This is a genomic window from Staphylococcus epidermidis (assembly GCF_006742205.1).
GTDB lineage: Bacteria > Bacillota > Bacilli > Staphylococcales > Staphylococcaceae > Staphylococcus > Staphylococcus epidermidis.
In genome coordinates this window covers 381,992-393,677 of the sequence record NZ_AP019721.1, presented here as the reverse complement: position 1 = coordinate 393,677, position 11,686 = coordinate 381,992, and the positions used below count along the sequence as shown (strand labels likewise).

The window sequence follows — 11,686 nt, the reverse complement described above, 5'->3', positions numbered from 1 at the left end:
TGTACAAGACAATTCGACTTTAACTCTTAAAAAATTAAAAAAAGCGACCGAATTTGAATTGCGTGTATTTCCACATTTTAACAACAAGTCCTAAAAATAAAAATTTGTTACATAGCTACTTTAAAATTAGTCATCAATTTCCACTACAATAAAACACCTGAGACAATTATTTTTGTCTCAGGTTCTTACATTAAATATTAATAACCAGATCCAACTTCTTCACCATCTTCGTCATATTCTGTAACATAACCGTCGTCAATGTCTACCGTGTACGATCCAGCTAAATCTCCATCTTTATCTAAGAATGAAAAACCCCATTTACCATCACCGGTTTTTTCAGGTTCTTTATACGTATACGTATCAGTATCTAGTGTATGTCCTTCATATGACTCTACTTTATCAATTACATTTTCACGCGTTACTTCGCCACTACTTGAATCGTTATCTGACTCGTCATCTGAATCATCGTATTTTTCATCTAATTTTTTATCGACATACTGATCAATAGCTTCTTCATCGAATTTGACTGTGACATCTGTCACACCACCATCTTTTTCGCTTGCACTTGCTACATTGACCGAATTTGATTTAAAAGTTTTTCCTTCGTATGAACCTTCAGCGTGAACGATAACTTCTTCATCTGGATCATAAGGACCATATGTTTCTGATGAAAAACCATCGCCTATTTCTTTACCATTAGCATATATTTTTACATTATCTAATATATATCCGCCTTCAGTATCAACATTAAAACGTTTTTGTTTAAACGATTCATATGCAATACTATCACTTTCACTCATATCAATTGTAATAGCGCCTTTAAAATTTTTACCTTCCATGTCTTTTGATGCTTTTAAATTATAATCACCGATAGGAAATGTTCCTAATTCTTTATCGTCATCTTCTTCTACAGAAATATGATGTTTATCCCCGTTAAATTCATAAGTAATTTCACCACTATCACTTGAAACGATCGTAATTGTTTTTTGAGGAACATTAAATTGATAGTTATCAAAAAAAACATATTTTTTCCCGTCTTTAGATATATTTAAAATATTATTATCATTTGCATCTACAGATAAATTGTTATAGTGATTATTTTTAATATCTTTGGTGTTTTCTTCAACTTTGTCAGCAACATGCTTTAAATCACTTTCTGCTTTAATATACTTTAAGTACGCACGTGCTTCTTCTTCATTTAAACGATGATCGTTTGATGTTAATTGCTTAGATAATGATTTAGCATCGTCTTTTTTGATAGCATGTGCAATGTGAGTCGCTTGTTTTTCTGGAGACATTTGATTTTTAGCTATAGTAAAGATTACTACCAAAGCAATGATAATGGCTAACACTATAGTAACAATCAACCAAGTTTTTTTATTACTCTTATTGGAACGTGGTTGTTGATGAGAATAACGTTGTTCTGAATGTTTATAATTAGGTCCATCATTTCTCACAGGCGTACCACAATTTGTACACACCTTTACACCTTCTCGAAGAGGTTGACCACAATTACTGCAATATTTCATATTTTAATAAGTTCCTCCTTCAAATAAATCCCCTAGTTCTTCTATAAAATCACCAAATATTTGATGGAAAAATGCCTCCCCAAAAATACGAATAAATAAGAACAAAATAATGATATAAATAATCACACCATAAAAGCTGGATATTCTTGTTTGATTACCAGTGCTATACTTCGCAATTAGATAAATACCAGAAGCAATAAATAATAATAAAGACAATAATGCTATACTTCCGCCAAAGCTGTATGATTCTGCTAATATTAAAATTACAGAAATAATTAAAATTGCTAACGAAACACTATTAATTAACACATAGTCTGATAATACTTTTTTAAATGCAATAGGTTGTCTAACTACTAAACGTGTAAGCCCAAATATTGCACCTACTATGACAACCAAAAATAGAATAATACCAAAAATGATACTCGTTACCAAACTTCCTCTTGTAGTACCGAAAATACCAATCTCAACTGGTATTACGGAAGCGAGTAAAATTGCTAATACAATAAAACCGATTATTAATAATGATAATAATAATTTAAAACTGAAAACATGATTAGTTTGAATGATTTTATCAGGTGCAGTAAATGCACTTTTAAAGAAACCTTTACTTTCATTTGTTACTTGTTTAGCTTGTTGACCTATTTGACTTTGCTGTTGATCGTGATTGTGTTGATTTTGAGGAATTTCTCGATGTTGAGGTCTTTGATGGTATGTAGAGAGATTTGATTGTTGGGTATCATTATGTGACTGCTTAGATTGTAATGTTGAATCTGCTACGTCATTTTCATTTGATCTAGTCTCATCATGAGATGTTGAATCAACATTTTGATGAGTCGCTGCGTTGTTTTCTTTATTATTTGATGTTATGTTTTGTTCTTCATCATTCTTTTCAGCTTTTGTTATTTCACTTTCTGCATTTCTGACTGACTGTGGATGTCGACTTATTTTATGTCCACATTCACCACAGAATAAATCATCATCTTCTATTGGATTACCGCAATTCGGACAATGCATATAAAACCCTCCTATAATAAATATTTTGTAATCTTTTAAATTATATCATTTTATTTATATTGTTTTCTACAAAAATCCTAAAAATCTTATTTATTTAATCGGACATAGTGAATTGTGGTATATAGATTCCATATAAAGGAGTATATATTTTCCGCCACTTTTTCAACTCATATATTCTCAAATTGATTTATAGTAATAGTATGTATTTCTCTTCATTATTATTTAGACATTTACTTCAAAACAATATAATTGAAATAAAAAAGAGTCTGGACATCCATCTACCTTGTGTCCAGACTCTTAATCATGCTCATAGTATTTTATTGATTCAATCATCATCTTATTTATATCTTTTCAAACCTTTTTGATTTCAAAATCGATAATGACACTATCACTTGAGAACGAATTCCATCTCATTTCTTATACATTTGATATCGTATTTTCTTTCTCATTTATCATTTCTATAATTTCATTATTTTCATTTAACACAGCTACTTTTGGTGAGTGATCTACCATTTCATCTTCATTTAATTGTGCATATGTCATAATAATAATGACGTCTCCAACTTCAACTAGTCTTGAAGCCGCGCCATTTAAACACATCTTTCCACTACCACGTTCTCCAGCAATGACATATGTTTCAAATCGAGCACCATTATTATTATTAACAATAGCAACCTTTTCATTGGGTAAAATATCAACCGCATCTAATATATTGGCATCTATTGTTATGCTTCCAACGTAATTTAAATTAGATTCTGTAACTCTAGCTCTATGGATTTTTGAGTTCATAAATGTTCTAATCAATATAGTCATCTCCAATAATTATATTATCTATCAATCTTGCTTTAGAAAATTTAACTGCCAATGATATGAATATTCGTCCATGAATCTTTGATTGTTGTATAAGATTTGGATAACTATAAATACCCAAATCATCAATATGTCCACTAATATTTTTGTTTAAATACGCAGCGATTTGACCTATAATCTCATTGCTATCTCGTTCACCCGCTTCATACAAATTCTTTGCTAAGCGTAGACTTTGATATAAATGTTTTGCCTCTTTTCGTTCTTCAGAGGTCAAGTAAATATTTCTAGAGCTTTTGGCTAAACCATCTTTTTCTCTTACGATATCAATACCGATAACATGTACAGGAAGATTAAAGTCTTTAACCATCTTTTCAACAATAGCTAATTGTTGTGCATCCTTTTTCCCAAAATAGGCATAATCTGGTTGCACAATATTAAATAGTTTGTTGACCACGGTCACAACACCTTCGAAGTGTCCAGGTCTTTGTGCTCCCTCTAATACTTGTGCCAAGTGTCCAACTTTCAGATGAATACCTAATTCTTCTGGATACATTTCATCTACACTCGGATGGAAAACATAATCCACTTGTAACTTTTTTACTGCAGCCACATCATCATCGAGTTGACGTGGATAAGCATCAAAATCCTCATTAGGTCCAAACTGCAAGGGATTCACAAATATACTAATAACCGTGAGATCATTTTCGCTTACAGATTGCTTCATCATGGTTAAATGACCATCATGTAAAGCTCCCATAGTCGGAACGAATCCTATTGTTTTACCTTCACGTTGATGTTGTTTAACAATAGATTGCATTTCATTGATTGTTGTAATAACTTTAGTCATGTTGCTCTACCTCATCCATAATACGTTTTTTGTAAGTATGATTTTCAGAAGGAAACGTCCCTGCTTTAACTTCTTCATTATATTGCCTTAATCCATCAATACCACTTGAAAAGTCTGCAAATTGCTTAACAAACTTAGCGTGTCGATCAACACCATAATTTAACATATCATGATACACTAACACTTGCCCATCAGTATCTTTTCCTGCCCCTATACCTATAACTGGAATAGTGAGTTGCTGACTAATTTCTCGAGCTAAATCACTAGGTATGGCTTCTAAAACCAGTACTACTGCACCAGCAGTTTCCATAGCTTTAGCATCTTTGATAAGTTGCATAGCGGCTGTCTTTGTATCCCCTTGAAGTTTATACCCCATTACACCTACACTTTGAGGTGTAAGACCTAAGTGAGAAACAACAGGTATACCCATTTTAGTTGCTTTTTGAATAAATGATGTAAGATGAGCCCCTTCTACTTTGACAGCGTTAGCATTCGTGTTTTGATAAAGCTTAAGTGCATTTTTTAGATCTTCTTCATCACTTAAACCAACAGTCCCTATAGGCATATCAACAACTATAAATGTATCTGAAGCACCTCTTTTAACAGCCTTACCATGATGAATCATATCGTTCAATGTAACTTGAACAGTACTATCATATCCTAACACTGTCATTCCTAAAGAATCTCCTACCAAAATCATGTCAATTTCAGCTTGTTGTGCTTGCTTAGCACTAGGATAATCATAAGCTGTAACCATAGAAATCTTTTGCTGTGATGCCTTCATTTTGTTTAAATGATTTAAAGTTTTCAATTCATTTCACCCTCAATTTCCTTTATTATTAGCAATAGTATAATGAATCGTAAAAAGAAAGGAAAGAATAAAGTTATGACAATTGCCATTATAGGCCCAGGTGCAGTGGGTACAACGTTAGCTTTTGAATTAAAAAAAGTTCTACCAGATACGGAACTCATCGGCCGGCAAGATAAATTAATGACCTATTTCCCAGAAAATACTTCTAATGGAAGTAATGTTAAAGTGACTTCATTTAATCATATTAATCAAACTTTTGATGTCATTATCATAGCAGTTAAAACACATCAATTGGATGACGTCATTAAACAATTACCTAAAATCACTCATGACGATTCGCTCATTATCTTAGCACAAAATGGCTATGGACAGCTTAATAAACTTCCATATCAACATGTCTTTCAAGCAGTCGTCTATATTAGCGGACAAAAAGTTAACAACAATGTTCAACATTTCAGAGATTACCAACTATATATTCAAGATAGCACACTAACTCGTCAATTCAAGCAAATGGTTCATCCTTCCAAAATAGAGGTGGTTTTACAAGAAAATATTGAAAAAAGCATTTGGTATAAATTATTAGTGAATTTAGGTATAAATACCATCACTGCTATTGGACAACAACCAGCTAAAATTTTAAAATCTCCTCATATTGAGTCGTTGTGTCGTCGTATATTAGTTGATGGTCTTAAAGTTGCTAGAGCTGAACAAATTGACTTTGAAGATCATATCGTTGATGATATTTTAAATATTTATAAAGGTTATCCAGACGAAATGGGAACAAGTATGTATTACGATGTCATTAACAAGCATCCTCTTGAAGTCGAGGCCATACAGGGTTATATATATAAATGTGCAAAAAAACATCATTTAGAGACACCCTATCTAGATATGGCTTATACATTTTTATACGCTTATCACCTTGAATACACACAACCAGATTGATATCTTAGGTAAATTAGTCATTATAAAATATGACCTTTTCTCAAAAAAAATATATTTATTCTACAAATAAACAACCCCATATTTGAAATGCATTTACTTTATAAATTCTAATCACCATAAACATATAACAAAGCCTAGAACACAAATTCATGTCCTAGGCTTTGTTAACCATATAGATAATTTATACTTGAATTGAAGATGTTGTTTATATCAAACTTTTTCAATAGTAGTACAAGAAACCCCAACATAGAGAGTTTCATTCAGAAATTCTCTATGTCGGGGTTCGTTACCGAGATAAGACAATATATTCAATACATATTTTATCTTATCCTCATCTATTTAGTATACAAATCATTGTAGTCTATAATGTTTGGAGTTAAGGTACATCTAGCTAACAATTATTCAGCTTCTCTGATTTCATCGGCTATATCTTTATAGTCAATGTCAGCATCAGTAAATGATTTAGCATCTACTGGGAAGTGTTGTTCAAATGTTTCAAAGTTTTGTATTTCAACAGTCACATCATCCACTTCAAAGTCTAAAATATGACCACCAAAATCACGATCATCATTTGCAAAGTGAATATGGAAACCTGCAGAACCAATACCATGGAATAATTCTGGAGTGAAGAAACCTACGATTGAACCTTTGATATTTTCACGTGTTTCTTCAGGTTGTCTACGAGCTGAATCAATTAAACGTGTGTATGGAGGTTCTTGACCAGGCATCATACGTACATGCATTTTTTTAAACGTTCCTGAAATTTTAACTGCCGAGAACATATTTTCACTTTTCATTTGTTTTTTAACTTCATCGAATACTTCTTCTTGATTTTTATTAGATGTTTTAAAACTTGAGTCTGCTTTGAATTTTGTAACAGTTGCATATGGTGTCATTTCGTCGCCTGTCAATTCTATAAATTCTTTATGTTCATTTGCATGATAAGCTTTACCATCAACAAAAATTACTTCTCCATCAGAACCTGTAAGCGTAGCAATACCTAAATCACCATGTTCTAATAAGTCATTAATTGAAGCAGTTCCTTCTAATAAACCTGCCATTAAAGTTCCTAATGTTCCGTGTTGATATAATACATTAGTCATTCATAATCACTCCTATTAATATTCATTACTTGAAGAAACGCATTCTAAGGTAGCCTTTCAACCTTAGAGTGCGTTTTATTAAAATTCACCTTAGTATCATTGGTTAATTTATTAATTTAAAGCATTTGGTAACATATTTGTAGATAATTTAACATTATCTGCATAGTTAACTGGGATATCAATTAATACTGGTCCATCAGTTTCGTAACCCTCTTTAAGTGCTGCCTCTAATTCTTCTTGATTAGTCACACGTAATCCTTTAGCGCCAAATGATTCTGCATATTTTACATAATCAACTGGTCCAAATTCTACACCTGAAGAGCGTTTATATTTCATTTCTTCTTGGAATTCAACCATGTTATAACGACCATCATTCCAAATTAATTGAATGATATTTAAGTTTTTACGTACTGCAGTTTCTAATTCTTGTCCTGAGAATAGGAAACCACCGTCTCCAGCTACAGAAACAACTTGTGTATTTGGACGTACAAGTGCAGCTGAAATAGCCCATGGAAGTGCAACACCTAGAGTTTGCATACCGTTACTAAATAGTAAATGTCTAGGATTGTAACTTCTGTATTTACGAGCCATCCAAATGTAATGGCTTCCCACATCTACAGTTACAGTAGTATCATCAGTTAAAACTTTTTGCATTGTTTCAATGATTTCAACTGGGTGCATCACACCTTCTTTGTGAGTTGCTTTAATTCCAGTTGCTTCTGTGATTTCGCCTCTTAATTTTTCAAGTTCATCTAAATGATCTTGATTAATAAATGGTTCATTTACATGTTCAGAAATCATATCTATTGTACCTGCAATGTTTCCGATTAACTCTTTAACTGGTTGCATGTAATTAGTGATTTCAGCATGTTCTTCATCGACATTGATGATTTTAGTATCTAATTCTTTATTCCAGTTACTTGCTTCATATTCAATAGGGTCATAACCGATTGTGATAACTAAATCACTTTTTCTAAGTAATTCGTCACCCACTTGGTTTCTAAATAAACCAACACGACCGAAGAAGTGATTTTCTAATTCGCGACTAATTACGCCGGCACCTTGGAATGTTTCAACAACAGGTAAATTTGTTTTTTGAACTAAACGGCGAATAGCTTCTGTTTCAGCTTGGCTTGAACTTCTCATTCCAGCTAATAATACTGGGAATTTAGAATTTTTAATAGCCTCAATCACTTCATTAATTTCTTGTTCTGAAGGTACACCAAGATGTGGTTTTTGACATAATGAAATTGCATCAGCTTTGACAGGTGATGAAATAACATCTTGTGGAATACTGATAAAGCTCGCTCCATTTTTACCTGAAGTGGCTGTACGCATTGCATTCGTAATAACCTCTGATAGTGATTCTGGATCTTGTACTTCTGCACTATATTTAGTTGAGGATCTAAGTAATGATGCGTTATCAATACTTTGATGTGTTAAACGTAATAAGTCATTTCTTTTAACTTGACCACCGATAGCTAATACAGGGTCACCTTCAGAAGTTGCAGTTAATAAACCAGTAGTTAAGTTACTTACCCCTGGGCCACTTGTAGTAATAGCCACACCTGGTTTTCCTGTTAAACGACCAATACCTTGTGCAATCATCGCTGCGTTTTGTTCATGACGCGTAACGACTAATTCAATATCGTCATCCTCTAGTGCATTAAATAAGTAGTCGATTTTCGCACCTGGAATACCAAATACATACTCAACTCCATTATTTTTTAAAGTATCAATTACCATTTGTGCTGCAGAATATTGTTTTTCCGCCATTTATATTCATTTCCTTTCAAAAATTAAGTTCACTCAAAACATCTTCGTCATTCTCATAAGTTTTAAACTAAATGTTTTATAGAATCATAAGTGTCTTCTAAAGTTTTCACTGATTTTTCTAGTAATTGTAGTTCGTTATCATTTAATGGTGTTTCATAAATTTTAACTGCACCATTTTGATTGATAAGTGTTGGTAAGCCAAGATAAACATCGTTAAATCCATATTGACCATTAAGTTGACTAGAAACTGTCAAAATACTATTTTCATTATTTAGTAAAGCTTTAGAAATACGTAATAGTGCTAGAGCTATACCATAATACGTAGATCCTTTAGCTTGAATGATATCGTAAGCAGCATCTCTTGTATTAATATAAATTTCATTCGCTTTAGCATCGCTACCAGTTTCTTCTTTCAATGTATCATACACTGAAATACCTCCAACGTTTGCTTGAGACCAAACTGCAAGTTCAGAGTCACCATGTTCACCTATAATGCTAGCGTGAACACTACTTGATGTAACACCTAATTCTTTACTTATTAAATATCTGAATCTTGCACTATCAAGCACTGTACCAGAACCAATAACACGTTCAGCTGGTAAACCTGTAACTTCTTTAACATAACGTGTTAAGATATCAACTGGGTTTGCAGCAATTAGGAAGAAACCATCAAAGCCACTATCCATGACACTAGTTACGATACTTTTCATGATTTTAGTATTTTTCTCAACAAGTTGTAAACGAGTTTCACCCGGTTTTTGAGGTGCACCTGCTGTAATAACAACTAAATCTGCATCTTTACAATCTTCATATTCTCCAGCTTTTACAGTCACTGGTGAAGAACTGTAAAGTGCACCATGGTTTAAATCTTTAACGTCTGCTTCCACTTTATCTTTTGCAATATCAATAATTACAAATTCATCTGCAATTCCTTGAGTCACCATAGCAAATGCATAACTTGAACCTACGGAACCGTCTCCTACTAAAACAACTTTTTTCCCAAATTTTTTCATTTTAACGAACTCCTTCATAATAAAGTTACACAAATAACTGTGTTAGCTTATTTGTATAATATTTCTATTAAAATAACTAGAATTTTACTTCAGTTCAGATATAAAAAATTCATTTTAATGACAATTTTTCAACACTTTTCTGAAGCAATCAATTCAGCGACTAACTTTATTACGTTTATTATTATAGTACGTGACAAAGTATTAATAAAATACATAATAACGATGTTAACCATTCATAAAAGGAATAGGTTTCCTATAGAAAAATGTAATACTTTGTTTATTCATATATGAAATAAACGAATATGAGTTAATCGCGGTCTTTTTCGTCAATAAAGACATCAATTCAATGCCTTTATTAAAAGACTACCTACTAGGCCATACCCACCTCTATGTATAAACTAACAATTAAATACAGTGAATTCCAAATATTTATCAATAAATATAACGTCAAAACATCAAAAAAATAGTAATTGATTAAAATATCTACCGTCGTATACCTTTTTAAAGAATTTATAATATAAAGATTTACTTCGGCACATTTTAAATTCAGCCATTAACTTCCAATATACAAAACACCTGAGACAAATATCGATGTCTCAGGCTCAGTTATTTAAGTATAAACACCTACTTGAAAAGCACACTTCAATTTATGTACTAGTCATTTTAATATTTAAATTGTGGAGTGAGAACTATTGGTGTACCTTAATGAAATTTACGTGCATATGTACAATACATTAAAGATGTGTTTGTGCCTCTTACATATCTTTGGCGTTATTAAAAATTGACAAGTTGTAATATCGACTTTGATATAAAATCTTTTACTAAATATTGACCTATGTTGGTTTCATCTCAGAAATAAATTCAATCCATTTGCGAGTTACATGATTGAGATAAGCATCTTTTCTCCATATCACGCCAAGATGCCATGATAATTCAACATTCTCTAATTGAATGGACGTTACGTTATTCCCCATTAAATTAACTAAACTTTCTGGAACGATACTAATTCCTATTCCTTGTTGAATCATATTAGCGATAAAACTAATTTGAGAAATATTAGCAACAGTTTTAGGGTAATAGCCTAGCCTTTTACAGTTCTCTATAATTTGATCTTTTAAATAATAATCATCATGAAATAAAACAAACTCTTCATCTTTCAAATCTGCCATGTCTACTTTATTTAAATGTGCTAAATGATGGTCATTACTTACTACTAATAATAATTCTTCATTATATAAAGAAGTTGAATGAAATTCAGTGTGATCTACAGGTAATGTAGTAATACCAATATCCACATCATCATTAGATGTTAAGTTCTCAACAATTTTACCACCACCCTCAATCACTTCATATGTCACATTAGGATAGAGTCTGTGAAACTGATTCAATGCATTTGTAAACATTTGAACATTCATCATTGGTGATAAGCCTATTTTAATATGACCTTTTTGAACGTTCACAATGTCATTCATTTCTAAAGATAATTTCTCGAATAAAGCTAAAAATTCTAAACTATTATCATAAAATGTTTGACCTATATCTGTTAGTTTTATTTGTTTTTGTGACCGGTCAAACAATGTAATATCGTATTCATTTTCAATATTTTTAATCGCTTTGCTAATCGTTGACTGTGCAATGTATAAGTGTTCAGATGCTTGCGTCATACCACCTTGTCGTACAACTTCTACGAAATATTTAATTTGTTTAATTTCCATTTACATTCATCCTTAATTATCAACATTTGATTGATGGATATCTTCTCTCATAGAACCATCGTTTGATATCTAGCATTTTTTTAACATAACTTCTTCAATTAATCATTTACACTAACACTCATT

General features: G+C 31.9%; 10 protein-coding genes. 1 reads left to right on the top strand and 9 read right to left on the bottom strand.

The genetic code is table 11. The features are described 5' to 3' along the window. Positions 1 to 197 precede the first annotated feature (197 nt). The 5 genes from FNL83_RS01820 to panB form a co-directional block, all read right to left on the bottom strand. Positions 198 to 1,529 (bottom strand): zinc ribbon domain-containing protein, encoded by a 1,332-nt coding sequence (locus tag FNL83_RS01820; protein WP_002486289.1) that lies wholly within the window; start codon positions 1,527 to 1,529, stop codon positions 198 to 200. Between the two features lie 3 nt (positions 1,530 to 1,532). Then, the gene (locus tag FNL83_RS01815; protein ID WP_001830633.1) at positions 1,533 to 2,543 is read right to left on the bottom strand and encodes a zinc-ribbon domain-containing protein; all 1,011 of its coding nucleotides are present in this window, start codon (positions 2,541 to 2,543) and stop codon (positions 1,533 to 1,535) included. Between the two features lie 417 nt (positions 2,544 to 2,960). Next, complete coding sequence (panD, locus tag FNL83_RS01810) at positions 2,961 to 3,347, bottom strand: aspartate 1-decarboxylase (RefSeq protein ID WP_001830619.1); 387 nt, start codon at positions 3,345 to 3,347, stop codon at positions 2,961 to 2,963. Continuing rightward, complete coding sequence (panC, locus tag FNL83_RS01805; RefSeq protein WP_001830610.1) at positions 3,340 to 4,200, bottom strand: pantoate--beta-alanine ligase; 861 nt, start codon at positions 4,198 to 4,200, stop codon at positions 3,340 to 3,342. Before panC ends, panD begins: the two co-directional genes overlap by 8 nt. After that, entirely contained in the window at positions 4,193 to 5,011 is an 819-nt protein-coding gene (panB, locus tag FNL83_RS01800; protein ID WP_001830671.1) for a 3-methyl-2-oxobutanoate hydroxymethyltransferase, read from the bottom strand. The genes panC and panB overlap by 8 nt, the downstream gene beginning before the upstream one ends. 75 nt (positions 5,012 to 5,086) lie before the next feature. Here panB and FNL83_RS01795 point away from each other — a divergent pair, with 75 nt between their 5' ends. After that, on the top strand, positions 5,087 to 5,956 hold the full coding sequence (locus FNL83_RS01795) for an oxidoreductase (RefSeq protein WP_001830628.1): 870 nt from the start codon (positions 5,087 to 5,089) through the stop codon (positions 5,954 to 5,956). Between the two features lie 398 nt (positions 5,957 to 6,354). Here FNL83_RS01795 and budA read toward each other — a convergent pair whose 3' ends face one another. The 4 genes from budA to cidR form a co-directional block, all read right to left on the bottom strand. After that, the gene (gene budA, locus FNL83_RS01790) at positions 6,355 to 7,059 is read right to left on the bottom strand and encodes an acetolactate decarboxylase (protein WP_001830626.1); all 705 of its coding nucleotides are present in this window, start codon (positions 7,057 to 7,059) and stop codon (positions 6,355 to 6,357) included. Positions 7,060 to 7,170: 111 nt separating this feature from the next. Next, positions 7,171 to 8,835, bottom strand: a complete 1,665-nt coding sequence (alsS, locus tag FNL83_RS01785; protein WP_001830666.1) for an acetolactate synthase AlsS — start codon at positions 8,833 to 8,835, stop codon at positions 7,171 to 7,173. A gap of 62 nt (positions 8,836 to 8,897) precedes the next feature. Then, entirely contained in the window at positions 8,898 to 9,848 is a 951-nt protein-coding gene (locus FNL83_RS01780) for an L-lactate dehydrogenase (RefSeq protein ID WP_001830650.1), read from the bottom strand. A gap of 833 nt (positions 9,849 to 10,681) precedes the next feature. After that, entirely contained in the window at positions 10,682 to 11,563 is an 882-nt protein-coding gene (gene cidR / locus FNL83_RS01775) for a cidABC operon transcriptional activator CidR (RefSeq protein WP_001830605.1), read from the bottom strand. Between the last annotated feature and the right edge of the window lie 123 nt (positions 11,564 to 11,686).

What these genes read in the sequence shown, in the direction of transcription:
- FNL83_RS01820 (WP_002486289.1), bottom strand. Translation starts at nt 1,529, where the DNA reads ATGAAATATTGCAGTAATTGTGGTCAACCTCTTCGAGAAGGTGTAAAG.
- FNL83_RS01815 (WP_001830633.1), bottom strand. Translation starts at nt 2,543, where the DNA reads ATGCATTGTCCGAATTGCGGTAATCCAATAGAAGATGATGATTTATTC.
- panC (WP_001830610.1), bottom strand. Translation starts at nt 4,200, where the DNA reads ATGACTAAAGTTATTACAACAATCAATGAAATGCAATCTATTGTTAAA.
- FNL83_RS01795 (WP_001830628.1), top strand. Translation starts at nt 5,087, where the DNA reads ATGACAATTGCCATTATAGGCCCAGGTGCAGTGGGTACAACGTTAGCT.
- budA (WP_001830626.1), bottom strand. Translation starts at nt 7,059, where the DNA reads ATGACTAATGTATTATATCAACACGGAACATTAGGAACTTTAATGGCA.
- alsS (WP_001830666.1), bottom strand. Translation starts at nt 8,835, where the DNA reads ATGGCGGAAAAACAATATTCTGCAGCACAAATGGTAATTGATACTTTA.
- FNL83_RS01780 (WP_001830650.1), bottom strand. Translation starts at nt 9,848, where the DNA reads ATGAAAAAATTTGGGAAAAAAGTTGTTTTAGTAGGAGACGGTTCCGTA.
- cidR (WP_001830605.1), bottom strand. Translation starts at nt 11,563, where the DNA reads ATGGAAATTAAACAAATTAAATATTTCGTAGAAGTTGTACGACAAGGT.